The organism is Promicromonospora sp. NPDC060271, from assembly GCF_042726755.1.
Lineage (GTDB): Bacteria > Actinomycetota > Actinomycetes > Actinomycetales > Cellulomonadaceae > Promicromonospora.
Window position 1 is genome coordinate 1 of sequence record NZ_JBHXBG010000129.1, and the last position, 16,397, is coordinate 16,397.

The 16,397-nt window shown below is 69.7% G+C and carries 17 protein-coding genes and 1 pseudogene; 11 read left to right on the plus strand and 7 right to left on the minus strand.

Features of this window, described 5'->3' with window-relative positions:
- Positions 1 to 311: 311 nt before the first annotated feature.
- Both ACFWE2_RS18315 and ACFWE2_RS18320 read right to left on the minus strand, forming a co-directional pair.
- Positions 312 to 827, minus strand: coding sequence for a hypothetical protein (locus ACFWE2_RS18315; protein ID WP_377225649.1), 516 nt, complete (start codon positions 825 to 827; stop codon positions 312 to 314).
- A 66-nt stretch (positions 828 to 893) separates the two neighbouring features.
- Positions 894 to 1,853 (minus strand): LysR family transcriptional regulator, encoded by a 960-nt coding sequence (locus ACFWE2_RS18320; RefSeq protein WP_377225650.1) that lies wholly within the window; start codon positions 1,851 to 1,853, stop codon positions 894 to 896.
- 71 nt (positions 1,854 to 1,924) lie between these two features.
- Between ACFWE2_RS18320 and ACFWE2_RS18325 the strand changes: the two are divergent.
- Positions 1,925 to 2,749: pseudogene (locus tag ACFWE2_RS18325) on the plus strand (EamA family transporter); the annotation flags it as partial.
- 56 nt (positions 2,750 to 2,805) lie between these two features.
- Here ACFWE2_RS18325 and ACFWE2_RS18330 read toward each other — a convergent pair.
- Both ACFWE2_RS18330 and ACFWE2_RS18335 read right to left on the minus strand, forming a co-directional pair.
- Positions 2,806 to 4,053: an MFS transporter gene (locus ACFWE2_RS18330; RefSeq protein WP_377225651.1), complete on the minus strand. Its 1,248-nt coding sequence runs from the start codon at positions 4,051 to 4,053 to the stop codon at positions 2,806 to 2,808.
- A 9-nt stretch (positions 4,054 to 4,062) separates the two neighbouring features.
- Positions 4,063 to 4,581 (minus strand): MarR family winged helix-turn-helix transcriptional regulator, encoded by a 519-nt coding sequence (locus ACFWE2_RS18335; protein WP_377225652.1) that lies wholly within the window; start codon positions 4,579 to 4,581, stop codon positions 4,063 to 4,065.
- A gap of 89 nt (positions 4,582 to 4,670) precedes the next feature.
- Between ACFWE2_RS18335 and ACFWE2_RS18340 the strand changes: the two genes are divergently transcribed.
- The 3 genes from ACFWE2_RS18340 to ACFWE2_RS18350 all read left to right on the plus strand — a co-directional run bounded on the left by ACFWE2_RS18340 (position 4,671) and on the right by ACFWE2_RS18350 (position 6,657).
- Positions 4,671 to 5,294, plus strand: coding sequence for an NADPH-dependent F420 reductase (locus ACFWE2_RS18340; RefSeq protein WP_377225653.1), 624 nt, complete (start codon positions 4,671 to 4,673; stop codon positions 5,292 to 5,294).
- Positions 5,291 to 6,205 carry a VOC family protein gene (locus tag ACFWE2_RS18345; protein ID WP_377225654.1) on the plus strand — a complete coding sequence of 305 codons (915 nt, stop codon included), beginning with the start codon at positions 5,291 to 5,293 and terminating at the stop codon, positions 6,203 to 6,205. Before ACFWE2_RS18340 ends, ACFWE2_RS18345 begins: the two co-directional genes overlap by 4 nt.
- A gap of 65 nt (positions 6,206 to 6,270) precedes the next feature.
- A complete protein-coding gene (locus ACFWE2_RS18350; RefSeq protein ID WP_377225655.1) occupies positions 6,271 to 6,657 on the plus strand; it encodes a YciI family protein in 387 nt (128 codons plus the stop codon).
- A 71-nt stretch (positions 6,658 to 6,728) separates the two neighbouring features.
- Here ACFWE2_RS18350 and ACFWE2_RS18355 read toward each other — a convergent pair whose 3' ends face one another.
- The gene (locus tag ACFWE2_RS18355) at positions 6,729 to 7,364 is read right to left on the minus strand and encodes a TetR/AcrR family transcriptional regulator (RefSeq protein WP_377225656.1); all 636 of its coding nucleotides are present in this window, start codon (positions 7,362 to 7,364) and stop codon (positions 6,729 to 6,731) included.
- Positions 7,365 to 7,484: 120 nt separating this feature from the next.
- On the opposite strand from ACFWE2_RS18355, the gene ACFWE2_RS18360 reads away from it, so the two are divergent.
- Positions 7,485 to 8,360: a serine aminopeptidase domain-containing protein gene (locus ACFWE2_RS18360; protein WP_377225657.1), complete on the plus strand. Its 876-nt coding sequence runs from the start codon at positions 7,485 to 7,487 to the stop codon at positions 8,358 to 8,360.
- A gap of 198 nt (positions 8,361 to 8,558) precedes the next feature.
- On the opposite strand, the gene map is transcribed toward ACFWE2_RS18360, so the two are convergent.
- A complete protein-coding gene (gene map / locus ACFWE2_RS18365) occupies positions 8,559 to 9,335 on the minus strand; it encodes a type I methionyl aminopeptidase (protein ID WP_377225658.1) in 777 nt (258 codons plus the stop codon).
- Between the two features lie 94 nt (positions 9,336 to 9,429).
- On the opposite strand from map, the gene ACFWE2_RS18370 reads away from it, so the two are divergent.
- From ACFWE2_RS18370 to ACFWE2_RS18380, 3 genes are all read left to right on the plus strand, one after another.
- Positions 9,430 to 9,732 (plus strand): helix-turn-helix transcriptional regulator, encoded by a 303-nt coding sequence (locus tag ACFWE2_RS18370; protein ID WP_377225659.1) that lies wholly within the window; start codon positions 9,430 to 9,432, stop codon positions 9,730 to 9,732.
- A 96-nt stretch (positions 9,733 to 9,828) separates the two neighbouring features.
- Positions 9,829 to 10,653, plus strand: a complete 825-nt coding sequence (locus ACFWE2_RS18375) for an alpha/beta fold hydrolase (protein ID WP_377225660.1) — start codon at positions 9,829 to 9,831, stop codon at positions 10,651 to 10,653.
- A gap of 65 nt (positions 10,654 to 10,718) precedes the next feature.
- A complete protein-coding gene (locus ACFWE2_RS18380; protein ID WP_377225661.1) occupies positions 10,719 to 11,543 on the plus strand; it encodes an alpha/beta hydrolase in 825 nt (274 codons plus the stop codon).
- 54 nt (positions 11,544 to 11,597) lie between these two features.
- Here the strand turns inward: ACFWE2_RS18380 and ACFWE2_RS18385 are convergent, their stop codons facing one another.
- Positions 11,598 to 12,407 carry an SDR family NAD(P)-dependent oxidoreductase gene (locus tag ACFWE2_RS18385; protein ID WP_377225662.1) on the minus strand — a complete coding sequence of 270 codons (810 nt, stop codon included), beginning with the start codon at positions 12,405 to 12,407 and terminating at the stop codon, positions 11,598 to 11,600.
- A gap of 316 nt (positions 12,408 to 12,723) precedes the next feature.
- On the opposite strand from ACFWE2_RS18385, the gene ACFWE2_RS18390 reads away from it, so the two are divergent.
- The 3 genes from ACFWE2_RS18390 to ACFWE2_RS18400 all read left to right on the plus strand — a co-directional run bounded on the left by ACFWE2_RS18390 (position 12,724) and on the right by ACFWE2_RS18400 (position 16,305).
- Positions 12,724 to 13,701, plus strand: coding sequence for an ABC transporter permease (locus tag ACFWE2_RS18390; RefSeq protein WP_377225663.1), 978 nt, complete (start codon positions 12,724 to 12,726; stop codon positions 13,699 to 13,701).
- A 45-nt stretch (positions 13,702 to 13,746) separates the two neighbouring features.
- Positions 13,747 to 14,667: a carbohydrate ABC transporter permease gene (locus ACFWE2_RS18395; RefSeq protein ID WP_377225664.1), complete on the plus strand. Its 921-nt coding sequence runs from the start codon at positions 13,747 to 13,749 to the stop codon at positions 14,665 to 14,667.
- A gap of 72 nt (positions 14,668 to 14,739) precedes the next feature.
- Positions 14,740 to 16,305, plus strand: a complete 1,566-nt coding sequence (locus ACFWE2_RS18400) for an extracellular solute-binding protein (RefSeq protein ID WP_377225665.1) — start codon at positions 14,740 to 14,742, stop codon at positions 16,303 to 16,305.
- Positions 16,306 to 16,397: the final 92 nt, after the last annotated feature.

The following is a 16,397-nucleotide window of genomic DNA, read 5'->3' on the forward strand; positions in this document are numbered from 1 at the left end:
CTCTGAGATCGGTCGGTTGATTGACCGATCTCAGAGCAACCGACCGAACTCGAACAGCGGCGGGGGCAAGTGACCGATCTCGCGACAGCTCAGCCTTGCGCCGCTCACCCCTGTTCCCCTCGGGCGCACTGTGCCGCTCTGACGCCCGAGGCCAGCGCCGTTCCGGCAACCGTGCCCATGAGCGCGAACTGAGTCCCGTTCAAGAGGACCTAGGCGACCATAATCCCCGGGGTTCTGGCACCCCCGCGCCTGTTGAAGCAAAGTCAGCCCGGCCCCCTCAGACCCACCGCGCGACCTCCAGACGCAGGACACTAGCTCTCGGCTAGCGCCTCGAGCAGGCGCTGAGGGTCATCGGTGCCCGCGAGGCATTCGGTGGCGAGCACCCGCCTGAAGACCTGCATCCGCGCGGGCACCGGGCGCGTGAAAGTGAGCAGCACCAGCGGCGACGTCGGCGACCTGACGAGGCTCAGGCGACCGGTCTCGTCGTCGAAGCCGACGCCGGGTTCCGCGGGCTTGATCGCCGTCGGCGTGTGGCTGCCCGCCTGGGCGACGTCGCCGGGCCGCACCACGACGGAGCCGAGCAGGCCGAGGCGGAGGTGGGCCACGCCCTCGTCGGACACCGTGTGCGCGGACCAGAGCGGTGACACGAACACGACGAGCAGGGCGAGCGTCGCGGCCCCGACGACGACGTCGAGCGCCACGGCGACCGGGCCGGGCAGGAGGGCGTTCCCGATCAGGTGCAGGACCAGGGCCTCGATGAAGCCGAGCACGACGAGTCCCGCCGACCACGCCCACCACACGCGCCGTGCGCCCAGCCCTATCCTCATGGCGACATTGTCGCGCGGGCGCCGGTACGCGCGGGCGCCGGTGCGACGGCCCCAGCCGGCCAGTCCTCAGCCGACGACCTCCCGGCCCACCGCCCGCAGCGCGTCCAGCACCGTCCGGACCGCCAGCCGTTCGGCCCGGTCCGGACGCAGGATCGCGACGATCCACCGCGCGGCGTCCATCCCGTGCACCGGCCGCAGGACTATCCCGGCGCCGGGCGTCGTGCTGTACCGGGGGAGCACCGCCACGCGGTCGCCCGACGACGCGACGAGCGCCTCGACCAGCCGGTTGTCGCGGAGCCGCTGGACCACCCGGACGGGAGCACCGGTCACGGTCTCGACGGCGATGCGCAGGTCGTCGAACGGGTAGCCGAGCGGCACCCCGTACCACTCGTGGAGCACCAGGTCCTGCGCCGTGACCCGCGCCCTGGTCGCCAGCACATGATCGGCTCGCATGGCGATGTCGAGCGGTTCGCGGAGCAGCGCCGCGGTGACCAGGTGCTCCGCCCCGGTGGGCACGGGCCCGGTAAAGCTGTGGCCGACGACGATGTCGTGGTCGGCCACCATCCCCGGATACTCCGACTCGGCGATGTCGACGTCGGTGCACTCGACACGGACCGCCGTGTCCGCGAGCCGGCTCAGGACCTCGGGCAGGAGGACCGCCGCCGCGCTCGGCAGCGCCGCCAGGCGTACGGTGCCGGACGCCGAGCCCAGGTACGCATCCCATCGGGCCTGCACCTGGGCGATCGTGCGCGCGAGGTCGCGACCGCCGTCGGCCAGGAGCCTGCCCGCCTCGGTGAGCCGCACGCCCCGGCCGTGCGGTTCCACCAGCGGGATCCCGCCCAGCTCGCGCTGCGCCGTGCGGAGCTGCTGCGACACGGCCGACGGCGTCCGATGGGTCGCCTCCGCGACCGCCGTCACGGAGTGCCGGTCGGCGAGCTCACGGAGCAGGTCGAGGTGACGAGGATCCATGCGGGTCAGGTCGTGACCGCGGCGCCGGGGCGGTGCATCGTCGAAGGCAGCATCCATGAAGGCAACCTACAAGGACCTGTAGCAACTTTCGCTTGTCCTTCAGAACCGTCGCCGCACACACTCGGGCCATGCCCATCTCGCACCGCCTGCTCGCCGTGTCCGTCGCGGTTATGTGGGGCCTCAACTTCATCGCGATCGACGCCTCGCTCGGTCAGTTCCCGCCGTTCCTGCTCGTGGCGCTCCGGTTCGCGATCATCGCCGTCCCGACCCTGCTCCTCGTGCCGCGTCCGCAGGTGCCCGTGCGCTGGCTGCTCGGGTACGGCATCGGCTTCGGCACGCTGCAGTTCCTGTTCCTGTACTGGGGCATGGCCGTCGGCATGCCGACGGGGTTGGCGTCGCTGGTGCTGCAGTCGTCCGCGCCGTTCACCGTGCTGCTCGGCGCGGTCGCGTTCCGGGACCGGGTGTCCGCGCGGCAGCTCGTCGGGCTGGGTGTGGCGACGCTGGGGCTGGCGGTGGTGGGCTGGTCCCAGGCGCAGGCCGCGGCGTTCGCGCCGTTCCTGCTCGTGCTGGCCGGCGGGTTCGGCTGGGCGATCGGCAACGTGTCCAACGCGCGGGCCAGGGCGGCGAACCCGCTGCACCTCACGCTGTGGATGTCGGTGGTGCCACCGGTGCCGATGCTCGCGCTGTCCCTGGCGGTGGAGGGCCCGGACGCGATCGCCGCGGCGTTCGTCCCCGGACCGTACATGGTCCCGGCGCTGGTCGGGCTGGCCTACACGGTGCTGATCGGCACGCTGGTCGGATCCGGGATCTGGACGTGGCTGATGGCCCGGCACCCCGCCGGCGTCGTCGCGCCGTTCTCGATGCTGGTCCCCGTGGTGGGGCTCAGCGCATCGGCGGTGCTGCTGGGCGAGCGCATCGAGGTCGTGACCGCGCTCGGCGCGGCACTCGTGATCGGGGGCGTGCTCTGGGGTGCGGTACGCACGGCGACCGTTCCCCGTCCGGGACGGGCTCAGGTGGCCGGCCCGTCGGCGTCCTCCAGCTCCTCCGGGTCGGGCAGCCCGGACAGGAACCGGAACGACACGAGCGCGACCAGCGTCGCGATGCCGCCCGCGATCAGGAACGGCGCGCGCAGGTCGATCCGGCCGAGCAGCCCGCCCAGCAGCGAGCCCAGCGGCATCGTGCCCCAGAGCAGCGTGCGCCACGTGCCGTGGACCCGGCCTAGCAGGCGGCTCGGGATAGCGGCCTGGCGCAGCGACATGACGAGGATGTTCCACGCCGTCGTGCCGCCTGCCGACAGGAAGTAGCCGAACGCGACGACGCCGAGCACGGGGACTGCGCCCATCAGGACGAGCGCCGCGAGCGAGAGGGTCTGCGCGACGGCCATCACCGGTCCTGTCCCGAACCGCTCCTTGAGCCGGCTGGCGATCGACGCCGCTCCGAGCGAGCCGACGGCGCCGGCCAGGATGAAAGCCCCGTACCACGCCTCCGGCAGGCCGAGCCGGTTCAGCACGTAGAGCACCATCGTGGCCGTGGCTGCCGAGAAGCACAGGCCGATCACCACGCTGATCAGCCAGAGCCTGCGGAGCATCGGGTTGCCGATGATGTACCGGAAGCCGTCGGTGAACTGCCGGTACCAGGCGACGTGCGGCACCCCGTCCGGGTCGGTGCGGTGGCTGCCCGCCGCGGCGAGCGGCAGGAACACCGCCATGACGCTCGCCACCGCGTAGGTCAGCACGTTGATCCCGAGCGGCACCACCACGGAGACCGCGAACAGCGCCGAGGTGAGCGGGCCGGACAGGAACCGCTCGACGACGATCTCGCCGGCCTCGACCCGCGAGTTGGCGCGGGGCAGGTCCTGCTTGGCGGCGATCGACGGCAGGACGGCGCGGAGCGCGCCGTCGTAGACGGTCTCGAACGCCCCGTACGCGAACACGACCCCGTAGAGCCACCAGATCGTGAGCTGGTCCGTGGCGAAGAGCGCCAGCATGAGGGCGGCGAGCAGCGTCCGGACGCCGTTGGCGATCGTCATGGCGCGCCGCCGGTCGATCCGGTCCAGCACGATCCCGGCGGGGATCGAGAAGATCAGCCACGGCAGCATCGCCACGGCCGCGATCCCGGAGACGAGCAGCGGGTCGTCGGTCAGCCGTGCCGCCAGCAGGGGAGCCGCAACCCTGGCGATGCCGTCCCCGAGGCTGGAGCTGACGTTCGCGACGACCACGTTCCTGAGCGCCCGGCCGAGCGGCTGCCTGTTTCCCACGGCGCGAGCCTATGGGGCGACGGGCCGGCTCCCGGCACCTCGCCCGGCCGACGGCGTGCCGTCCGGCGGTTCCTCCGCGAGGCGGGCAGCGATCGTGCCCGTGATCTCCGCCAGGGCGTCGAGCTGCTCGGGCGTGAGCGCGTCGATGACCAGCCGCCGTGCCGTCGCGATGTGCCCGGGGACCGAGCGGATCAGCTCGCGCCGGCCGTCGCTCGTCAGCCCGACGTTCGTGGCGCGGCGGTCCTCGGGGCAGGGGGCGCGGGTGATGAGCCCGCGCTTCTCCAGACGCCCGCACACGTGGGACAGCCGCGGCAGGGTGGAGACGGTCGCCTCGGCGAGCGCCGTCATCCGCATCGTCGGCCCGTCGCTGAGCTGGAGCCTGGAGAGCACGACGAACTCGAAGTGCGTCAGCCCGGAGTCGCGCTGGAGCTGCCGGTCCAGCGCGGCCGGCAGGAGGCTGAACACGGTGGTCAGGCCGAGCCAGGCCGCCGACTCCTGCTCGTTCATCCGGGGTACGCGTCGCTTCACGTGCCCAGTCTACCGTTTGGTTGACGCTACAAGTAATTGGTGCAACACTCGGAGTGTTGGTTGTAGGAACAACTATTTTGGGAGCGCACATGACCACGGTCACCGTCATCGGGGCAGGAAACTTCGGCAGCGTCGTCGCGGGCATCGCGGCGAAGGGTGGGACCGGCATCCAGGTGCTCGCCCGCGACGTCGAGAAGGCGCGCGCGGTCGCCGGCCCGCTGGGCGGCACGGCCGGCGCCGTCGGCGACGAGGTGACCGGCGACGTCGTCGTGCTGGCCGTGCCGTACGGCGCCGTCGCGGACCTCGTCAAGGTCTACCCGACCGCGTTCGACGGCAAGGTCCTCGTCGACGTCACCAACCCCGTCGACCTCAGCACCTTCGACGACCTCGTCGTCCCCGCCGACTCCTCGGCGGCGAGGCTGCTGCAGGACGCCGTCCCCGGCGCGAAGGTCGTCAAGGCGTTCAACACGAACTTCGGCGGCACGCTCGCGAGCGGCGAGACCGGCTCCGTGCCGACGACGGTGCTCGTCGCAGGCGACGACGCGGACGCCAAGCAGACCCTCGTCGAGCTGGTCACCGCAGCCGGGCTGCGCGGGCTGGACGCCGGCTCGCTCAAGCGGGCCAGGGAGCTGGAGGCCGTCGGCCTGCTGCAGATGACCCTCGCGGGCGCCGAGAAGATCTCCTGGGGCGGCGGCCTCGCGGTGATCTCATGAGCGCGCCGAACATGATCGTCCCCGCGTGGCGGCAGGGCAGTGTCGCCACCGCGGGGGCGGCGCCCGACGGCACCCGGATGGACACGGTGGAGCTGCTCGTGCGCGACCTCGACGTGATGACCGCGTACTACCAGGACGCGGTGACCCTCGACGTCCTCGACCAGTCGGGCGCGAACGCGACGCTGGGCCGGGGCGGCGTGCCGATCATGGTGCTCCGCCAGGAGAAGGACCTGCCGGGCGCGGACCCGCGCGGTGCCGGGCTCTATCACACGGCGATCGTCTTCGAGGACGAGCGGCGTCTTGCCGCGTCGCTCGCCTCGATGGCGCAGCGCGTGCCGGAGACGTACACCGGCAGCGCCGACCACCTGGTCAGCGAGGCGTTCTACTTCACCGACCCCGAGGGCAACGGCGTCGAGCTGTACCGCGACCGCCCCCGCGATCAGTGGACGGTCCGCCCGGACGGGACCGTGGCCATGGCCAGCGAGTACCTCGACCCGAACCAGTTCCTGCGCCGCTGGCACGACCCGGACGCGGCCGACGCCGGTCCGTCCGCCGCCATCGGGCACGTGCACCTGCAGGTGGGCGACCTCGTGTCCGCGCGCCGGTTCTACGTCGACACGCTCGGGTTCGACGTCACCGCGCAGCTCGGGGACTCCGCCCTGTTCGTCTCGGCAGGCGGCTACCACCACCACATCGGCATGAACACGTGGCGCAGCGCGGGAGCGGCGCCGCGGGCCTCGACGCTCGGCCTCGGCGACGTCCGGATCCTCGTGCCCACCCGGTCCGACGTCGAGGCCCTCGCCGACCGCCTCCGGTTCCACGGCATCCCGACGTCCGACGACGGCGCGACGCTCCGGTTCGCGGACCCGTGGAACACGCGGCTCGCCGTGTCGCCGGAGGCCGAGGACTGACCAGCGGACCGATGGGCGGGCTGATCAGCGGGCCGGTCGGCAGGGCGCGGTCGTAGCCTGGTCGTATGCCGCGCGATCCGAACATCCCCGACGCGTTCGACGTCTACACCGTCGTGGTGCTGCGGCGTCCGCCGGACGCGCCGGAGCTGTCGGACGAGGAGCTGGACGCGCTCCAGGCGCGCCACCTCGCCTACCGCGCCGACCTGGCCCGGCGGGGCACCATCGTCGCGAACGGACCGTTCGACGCGCAGAGCGACGAGTCCTACCGCGGCATGTCGGTCTTCGCGTGCGACGCCGCCGAGGCCGCGCGACTCTCCGACGCCGACCCGTCGGTCCAGGCGGGCCGGCTCACCTACGACGTCATGGAGTGGTGGGTGGGCGCGGGCTCGCTCACCTTCCCGCACGCCGACGGCCCGGTGGGAGACCGCCGCTCGATGCCCGACGACTTCTGAGTCCGGTCCAACAGGCCGTGGCGTGCCAGAACCACCGGTCTTGTGGTCGCCTTTGGCCTGTTGAACGGGGGTCAGTCCTGGCCCCTGCCAGGCGCCGACGCGGGTGAGGGCCCGGCCGGTCGCGGCCACAGCGCGCTGCGCCGGTCGAGCTCGGCGGCCAGGCTCTCGAACGCCGCCCGGACACGCTCCTCGTCGTCGGTGACCAGGAGGTCGACGAGCAGCCCGCGCAGCGTCGAGAGCAGCGCCGTCGCCAGTGTGGCGGCCTCCGGTTCCGGGCAGCCGTGCCGCACCAGGCCGGCGGCCAGCAGGGCCGTCCGCTGCTGGATCGACCGCGCCACCGCGTCGCGCAGCTTCGGGTTGTCGTGCATGGCGTGCCCGGTGATCGCGGTGAACAGCCGAAGGTAGCGGCGCCCCTTGTCCGACGTCGCCCGCCGCCAGATGGTCTCCAGCGGTTCCGGGTCGTCGTCGGCCAGGTCGGGCAGCGCGAGCGTCTGGGCGAGGACCAGGTCGACGATCGCGGCGACCAGGTCGTCCTTCGTCGAGAAGTGGTGCACCAGCGTCGCGTGGCTGACGCCGACCGTCTGGGCCACCTTGCGCAGCGACAGGCCGGCCAGGCCGTGGTCGAGGGCGTGCTCGGTCGCGGCACGCAGGACCTCCCCACGGCGATGTTCGAAGCGCAGCTTGCGGCCGTCCACGTGCTCGTTCACGCTCCGACCCTAGTCAACGACCGCCGTGCATCAATCTCCAGAATGTCTTGACCGAGTGGTAGAGCTACTTTATCGTCGGTCCGGTCAGCTGTTGTCTCACCGATCTCGAAGGGGCGATTCATGAGGCATCTGATCCGCAAGGGTGGTGCGGCGCTCGTGGCAGGGCTGCTGCTCGCCGGCACCGCCGTCGCGGGCCTGCCGGTCGCGCACGCCGCCGACAACCCGTACGAACGTGGTCCCGATCCGACCGTGTCGAGCATCGAGGCTCGCCGCGGTCCGTTCGCCGTCGCCGACGTGAGCGTCTCGCGTCTGGCTGTCACCGGTTTCGGTGGCGGCACCATCTACTACCCGACCAGCACCGCCGAGGGCACGTTCGGAGCGGTGGCGGTCGCACCCGGCTACACGGCCAGCCAGTCGAGCATGGCCTGGCTCGGCCCGCGGCTCGCGTCGCAGGGGTTCGTCGTCTTCACCATCGACACGAACACCACCTCGGACCAGCCGTCCTCGCGTGGGGACCAGCTCCTGCGGGCGCTGGACTACCTGACGTCGCGCAGCGTGGTCAGCGGCCGGATCGACGCCGGCCGGCTGGCCGTCATGGGCCACTCGATGGGCGGCGGGGGTTCGCTCGAGGCGGCAAAGGACCGGCCGTCGCTGCAGGCCGCGATCCCGCTCACGCCGTGGAACACCGACAAGACGTGGCCGGAGGTCAGCACGCCGACCCTGATCGTCGGCGCGGAGAACGACTCGATCGCTTCCGTCCGCTCGCACGCGGAGCCCTTCTACCAGTCCCTCCCCGGCGACGCCGACAAGGCGTACCTGGAGCTGCGCGGCGCCAGCCACTTCGCGCCGAACACGGACAACACGACCATCGCCAGGTACAGCATCTCCTGGCTCAAGCGCTTCGTCGACGACGACCTGCGCTACGACCAGTTCCTGTGCCCCGCACCGTCCACGAGCCTCACGATCAGCGAGTACCGCAGCACCTGCCCGTACTAGGGCAGGGTTCTGGAATGGTGCCTGCGAACCTGACTCGGCGTACCGGGTACGTCGAGTCAGGTCCGTGGTCCGACCGGCGCGCTGACTGGCGGTACCCGGTACGCCGAGTCAGTCGGCTGGGATCGGCTGCCACCGACCAATTCCGAAACACGCCGTTCGACGGGCTCGGCCGGCGGGGGCCCGAGGCCGCGAAGAGGGCTATGCCGGCCTCGGGAGCGTGAGGATCTCCGCCCCGTCCTCGGTGATCGCGATGGTGTGCTCGCTGTGCGCCGTCCGGCAGCCGGTCGCGCTGCGGAGGGTCCAGCCGTCGGCGTCGGTGACCAGCTCGTCGGTGTCCGACATGACCCACGGCTCCAGCGCGAGCAGCAGGCCGGGCCGCAGCTTGTACCCGCGGCCGGGCCGCCCCGTGTTCGGGATGTGCGGGTCCTGGTGCATGGTCGATCCGATGCCGTGCCCGCCGAACTCGACGTTGATCGGGTACCCGGCCGCGCTGAGCACCGTGCCGATGGCGTGGGAGATGTCACCGATGCGGCCTCCGGGGCGCGCTACGGCTATCCCTGCCCGCAGCGCGCGTTCGGTCGTCTCGATCATGGCGACACTCTCGGCGGGCCTGGTGTCGCCGACGACGAAGCTGATGGCCGAGTCCGCGGCGATGCCGTCGAGCGAGACGGCGAGGTCGAGGGTCAGCAGGTCGCCGTCGGCGAGCCGGTAGTCGTGCGGCATCCCGTGGAGGACGGCGTCGTTGACGGCCGTGCAGATGTAGTGGCCGAAGGGTCCGCGCCCGAACGACGGCGCGTAGTCGACGTAGCAGGACTGCGCACCGGCGTCGACGATCATCGCCTCGGTCCACCGGTCGACGTCCAGCAGGTTCGTGCCGACCACGCACCGCTCGCGCAGCGTCTGCAGGATGGTGCCGACCAGGGCGCCAGCCCCTCTCGCTCGGACCAGCTCGGCGGGGTTCAAGATCTCGATCACGTGGTGCCCTTCGCGCGCTTCCAATAACTATCCCGGCCATACTATCCCGGGCTTGCAATACCGGCCTTGAAATACCGGTACTAGGATCGGAGGCATGGTCAGGTTGCCGCTCACACCCGCTGAGGTCGAGCGTGGACAGCGTCTCGGCGCTCTGCTGCGCCGCGCGAGGGGCGAGCGTTCGATGCTCGAGGTAGCGCTCGACGCCCGCGTCTCGCCCGAGACCCTGCGGAAGATCGAGTCGGGTCGGGTCGCCACGCCCGCCTTCCCGACGGTCGCGGCGATCGCGGAGGTCCTCGGGCTCTCCCTCGACGCGGTCTGGGCAGAGATGAACCCGGCCGACGACGGCGTCGGTTCCGTCCGGGCCGGCCGTAACGCGCGGGAGTGGCTGGCGTCGTAGGAGGACGACGGACTACGAGGATCACGTGGTCCGCACCCACCGGGCCCCGCGGCAAGGTCGAGATGCCAGAACTCGACCGAGCCGAGGAGGCCCACCATGCCTTACATCACCGCCGACGACGGCGCCCAGATCTTCTACAAGGACTGGGGCACCGGCGGCACCCCCGTCCTGCTCAGCCACGGCTGGCCGCTGAACTCCGACGCGTGGGAGGCCGCCGCGCTGTTCCTCGCCGAGCACGGCCACCGCGCCATCGCCCACGACCGGCGCGGTCACGGCCGTTCGAGCCAGACCTGGGGCGGCAACGAGATGGACACCTACGCCGACGACCTCGCCTGCCTGATCGACGCCCTCGACCTGCGCGACCTGACCCTGGTGGGCCACTCGACCGGCGGCGGCGAGATCGTCAGGTACATCGGCCGGCACGGCAGCGCTCGCGTAGCCAGGCTCGTGCTGGTCTCCGCGGTCCCGCCCCTGATGCTGCAGACCGACGACAACCCTGAAGGGCTGCCGATCGAGGTGTTCGACGGGATCCGTGCGGGCGAGAAGGCCGACCGGTCCCAGCTCTACCGCGACCTGGCCGACGGCCCGTTCTTCGGCCACAACCGGCGGCACGACGTCGACCAGGGTTTCCGGGACGCGTTCTGGCTGCAGGGCCTCGCCTCCGGTCATCGCGGCGCCTACGAGTGCATCGCCGCGTTCTCCGCGACCGACTTCCGGCCCGACCTGGCAAAGGTCGACGTCCCGACCCTGGTCATCCACGGCGACGACGACCAGATCGTGCCGTTCGACGTCGGCGGAAAGCGGTCCGCCGCGATGGTCGACGGCGCGACCCTGGCCGTCTACGAGGGCAGCAGCCACGCGCTGCCCGACACCGACCGCGACCGCCTCCACGCCGACCTCCTGGCGTTCATCGACGCCTGACCGGCGTCGATCTCCCACCGCCGGAGCCGTTCGGCGCCGGACCCTCTCACCGAAGGAGCACCACCATGAGTGCAGCGCAGCCAGATACCGTCGTCCTGGTCCACGGACTGTGGATGACGCCGCGTAGCTGGGAAGGCTGGATCGCCCACTACGAGGCCAAGGGTCTCCGGGTCCTGGCCCCGGGCTACCCGGGGTTCGAGATCGAGGTCGAGGCCCTGCGGGAGAACCCCGAGATCATCGCCGACCTGACCGTCCCCGAGACCGTGGACCACCTCGCCGGCATCATCGAGGCGCTGGACAGCCCGCCGATCATTATGGGGCACTCGTTCGGCGGCACGCTGACCCAGCTCCTGCTCGCCCGCGGCCTCGGTGCCGCGGCCGTCGTGGTCGACTCCGCGCCGACCGAGGGCGTCCGGGTCAACCCGCTGTCCCAGGCGAGGTCACTCTTCCCGGCGCTGAAGAACCCCGCCAACCGGCACCGTGCGGTCGGGTTCACGCCCGAGGAGTTCCACTACGCGTTCACCAACACCCTCTCGGCTGAGGAGTCCCGGAAGGTCTGGGAACGGTACGCGATCCCGGCACCGGGCAACTGGGTCTGGGAGTACGGCCTGTTTGCCAACTTCAAGCCGGGACCCCAGGAGACGTGGGTGGACTACGCCGCCGACCGGGCCCCGCTGCTGTTCATCGGCGGCAGCGAGGACCACATCATGCCGACGTCGGTGAACAAGTCCAACGCCAAGCACTACGACAAGTCGCCCGCGATCACCGAGTACTACGAGTTCGAGGGCCGCGACCACTGGACCTGCGCCGCCCCAGGCTGGGAGGCCGTCGCCGACCACGCCCTCGCCTGGGCGCTGGCGCACGCGACGGCGAGCGATCCCGCCGTCTGACCTACGCCGAGGCGAGGCCGAGCCGGCCGTGCTCCACGGCCGGCTCGGTCCAGCTCAGTCCACCAGCGCGCCGCCGGTCAGGTTGACCACCGTCCCGGTCATGGCTCCGGTGCGGTCCGAGGCCAGGAAGGCCGCGGTCTCCGCGACGTCGGCGAGCGTCGGCAGCCGCTTGAGCAGCGTCCCGTGCTGCATGGCGTCGTCCAGCATCTCTTGGATCGACTGACCGGCTGCCTCGGCGGACGGCGCGAAGACGTCCTTGGTGAAGGAGCCTGCGGCAACCGCGTCGACGACGGCGTGCGGACGGATGTCGATGACGCGGACGTTGCGGGGAGCCAGCTCAGCGGCCAGCAGCCGCGAGAACGCCTCCTTGCCGGCCGAGCTCACGCCGTGGCCGAGGATGCCCTCGACCGCCAGCTTCGCACCGGGCTCCGACAGGTTCAGGATGACGCCGGGGCGCTCGCCGCCCATGTGCCGCGCCACGGCCTTGGTCGTGATGAAGAGCGTCCGCAGGGACCCGTCGATCGGCCGCATGAACTCCTCCAGCGAGAGGTCCGCGAGCGGCGTCCCCTGGACATGCATGACGCCGACGGCATTGAGCGCGACGTCGATGTGGCCGGCCGCCGCGGCGACGGCGTCGGCGTGGCGCTCGACCGCCTCCGGGTCCGCGGCATCCACCAGCGCCGTCTCGACCACTCCGCCCGCTGCGGTGATGTCGCGCGCCACCGCGTCGAGCTTCGCCTGCGTCCGTCCGGCGATGAACACCCGCGCACCCTCCCGGGCGAAGACCCGCGCGACGGCGCCGCCGATGGCGCCTCCGCCGCCGTAGATCACTGCGTTCTTGTTCTCCAGCAGCATTCCGCTCATGGCTGTACTCCAGGGGTTCGGTGGTGTGGCCGGTCCAGGTACGACGGCGGGTGGCGGGGAAACTCATCGCGCGGCTTCCGGCGGCCGGGCCGGGGCCCGCACACGCCGCGCGAGCGACCAGCCCTTTTTGCCGCATACGTTCCACCGTTATGGAACCGTGATTTCCAGTGCTTGACCGGACGGAGGCATGCGCCTACCCTCATGTTCACGTTAACTTGTTATCGTTAACATGCGGGCAACGATGCCCAGCGGCCTTCAACGGAGAGTGGCGCATGACAGAGATTCCGGTCGACGAACCGGCTGAACGGCGATGGCCATGGCAGTCGCGCTGACGGGGCCGGTCGTCCGGTCCGAGACAACGACCGTGCCGGTGAAGAAGCCGAAGGCGCTGCTGAGAAGCATCGCCCGCAACAAGGTGCTGCTCCTCATGTGCCTTCCGGCGATCGTGTTCTTCATCGTCTTCAGCTACGGTCCGCTCCCTGGCGTGTGGATCGCCTTCACGAGCTTCAACTACCGGGACGGGATCTTCGGCAGCGAGTTCGTGGGGATGCGGAACTTCGAGTTCCTCATCCAGTCCGGGCAGCTGTGGCAGCTCACGAGGAACACGCTGCTCTACAACCTGGCCTTCATCGTCCTGGGCAACATCCTGCAGATCGCGCTCGCGATCATGCTGAACGAGATCAGGTCGAAGTACTTCAAGAAGATCAGCCAGGCGGTCATGTTCCTGCCGTACTTCATCTCGGTGGTCCTGGTCGGCGTCATCGCGTTCAACCTGCTCAACTTCGACACCGGCGCGGTCAACGCGCTGATCGAGCAGACGGGCGGCGACCCGATCAAGATCTACAGCACGGCGGGCCTGTGGCCGATCATCATCATCCTGTTCCAGCTCTGGCAGAGCACCGGGTACGGATCGATCGTCTACTTCGCGGCGATCATGAGCATCGACAACTCGTTGTTCGAGGCCGCGGCCATCGACGGCGCCTCGGCCTGGCAGCGCATCCGGTACATCATCCTGCCGAGCCTGAAACCCACCTTCATCATCCTTCTGCTGTTCTCGCTCGGCGGGATCATGCACGGCAACTTCGGGCTGTTCTGGAACCTGGTGGGCAACAACGCCGCGCTGTTCTCGACCACCGACATCATCGAGACGTCCGTCTACCGCATGATCCTCTCGCAGAACAACTTCACCTCGTCGACGGCCGTGGGGCTCTACCAGTCCCTGTTCGGGTTCGCCCTCGTGATGCTCGCCAACTGGATCGTCCGAAGGATCAACAAGGACTATGCGCTGTTCTGACCTGCGCCGTTCAGGCCTGCACTGTTCTGACAGAAAGGGGGCGTGATGAGTCACGTCGTCGCGGTGAAGCGGCCGAGGAAGGTCAGGCTCGACAAGAGCGACTACCTGCTGCGGGGTATCTCCTACTTCACGGTCACGCTCTTCACCTTGTTCTGTGCGCTGCCCTTCATCATGATCGTCTCCGCCTCCTTCTCCAGCGAGGGCGCGATCATGCGGGAAGGATTCGGGCTGCTGCCCAAGGGGTTCACGCTCGACGCCTACGAGTACATCTTCCGGGCACCCCGGCAGATCATCGGCTCGTACGTCGTGACCATCCTGATGACCGTGTGCGGCACGGCCCTCGGGCTGTTCATCATCGCGATGACCGGGTACGCCCTCCAGCGGCGTGACTTCCCGTTCCGGAACTGGATCTCGTTCTTCATCTACTTCACGACCCTCTTCTCGGCGGGCCTCGCGCCCACCTACCTGTGGGTGGCACGTGATCTCGGGCTCAAAGGAAGCTATCTGGCGGTATTCCTCCAGCTCCTGATGACCCCGTGGCTCATCATCCTGATGAAGAACTTCGCGCGCTCGATGCCGTACGAGATCATCGAGTCCGGAAAGGTCGACGGCGCGGGAGACTTCAGGATCTTCCTGCAGCTCGCGCTCCCCATGATGAAGCCGGCCCTGGCCACTCTCGGCCTCTTCCTGGCCCTGGGGTACTGGAACGAGTGGTATCTCTCCTCGCTGTACCTGGGCAGCACGGTCGAGTTCAAACCGCTCCAGTACCACCTGTACAACATCATCAACACCGCGAACGCGCTCAGGACGTCGGTGGCGGGCTCGAACGTGAGCATCACCGAGCTGCCGAGCAACACCCTGAAGATGGCGAGCGCCGTCGTCGCCACCGGGCCGATCGTGCTCCTGTACCCCTTCGTCCAAAAGTATTTCGTCTCCGGAATCACGGTCGGAGCCGTGAAGGGCTGACGCCCACTTTCAGGACCGTTTGAAACATCCGAAAAAACATCTGCAGTACCACGATTCGAGGGAGTCTCAACGATGAGAAAGTCTTTCGCGAGGGTCGGGGCGGCGACGCTCGCCCTGGCCATGAGCACGGCAACGCTGGCCGCCTGCGGTCCGGGTGGTGGGTCCGACTCCGGCGAACCGACCGAGATCACGATGCTCGTCCTGGGTGACAAGCCGGAGAACGGCCGCCTGGAGGCGATGCTGGAGGAGCTGAACCCGCGCCTGGTCGAGGAGGCCAACGCCACCCTGGACTTCTACTACGTGGAGTGGGCCGACTGGCAGACGCAGTACAACACCCAGCTCCTCTCCGGTGACGACAGCATCGACCTGATCACCACCGCCACGGACTGGCTGTTCGCCTGGGAGAACGCGAAGAAGGGCGCCTTCCTGCCGCTGTCGGCGGAGATGCTCCAGGAGCACGCCCCGCGGACCTGGGAGCAGGTCGAGGCGAACGGGAACTGGGACAAGGCCACGCTCGACGGGGAGATCTACTTCATCCCCGAGGACAACCTGACCCAGTGGACCAACCACGGGTTCTTCTACCGCGGCGACTGGGCGAAGGAGGCGGGCTTCGAGGACGGCACGATCACGAAGTTCGAGGACTTCACCACGTACTTCAAGTGGGTCAAGGAGAACAAGAAGGACGCCTACCCTTGGGACGTCGCGGGCGCCAACGAGGCCGCGCTGACCGGGTACCTCCAGGGGCACACCGACGGCCAGACGATCCAGCAGATCACCGCGGGCAACTACTTCCCGTTCCAGACCACCGAGGCGGACCCCGGCACGGTGACCTCCTGGTACATGGAGGGTGACGAGCTGCTGGAGGCCGCCGAGCTCGCCAAGGAGTGGAACGACATCGGCGTCTGGCGCGAGGACGCGCTGAACTACGACGGCGTCACGCGGGAGCAGTTCTACGCGGGCCTCTCGGGTGCCGACCAGCACCACACGCAGACCTTCATCGGCTCCATCGTCGACAACATGAACAAGAAGCAGCCCGGGTCCGACCCGAAGTTCTTCTACTGGGGTCAGGAGAACGGGAACTTCTTCCGCGACATCCCCACGCACGGAGCCATGGCGGTGAACGCCACCTCGGCCAACCCCGAGAAGGCGCTCGAGGTCTACGACGTCCTGCGCAACGACGAGGAGGTCTACAAGCTGCTCAACTTCGGCATCGAGGGCACCGACTACGTCATGACCGACGACGGCAAGCTGGGCCGTCCGGAGGGCTGGGACGAGACAACCGACGCCCTGGGGTCGAACTTCTGGGGCGGCCGGATGGACGAGTTCGAGCCGGACCGGGTCACCGACGCGCCGAACAAGCAGGAGATCTACGACGAGCTCGACGCGGCGGCGAAGGACTACCCGTACTCGACCCTCATCGTGAACAAGGAGCTGATCGACCCGTACCTGGCTGCCATGGGCGGCGTGCTCTCCGAGTACATCCCGCAGCTCCAGTACGGCAAGTTCGACGACCCGGCCGCCGCCATCGCGGACATGCGCGCCGAGCTGGAGGCCGCCGGCTACAACGACGCGAGGGACGCCATCCAGGCGGACCTGGACGCCTGGGCGGAGACCAGAGCGCACCGGCGATCAGGGTGAGCAGCAGCGCGATCGGCAGCCCGAAGTCCCATTCGGAGGCGGCCTTGGCGAAGAGCACCGAGGCGAAGGCCACGGCCGGGCCGATACTGATG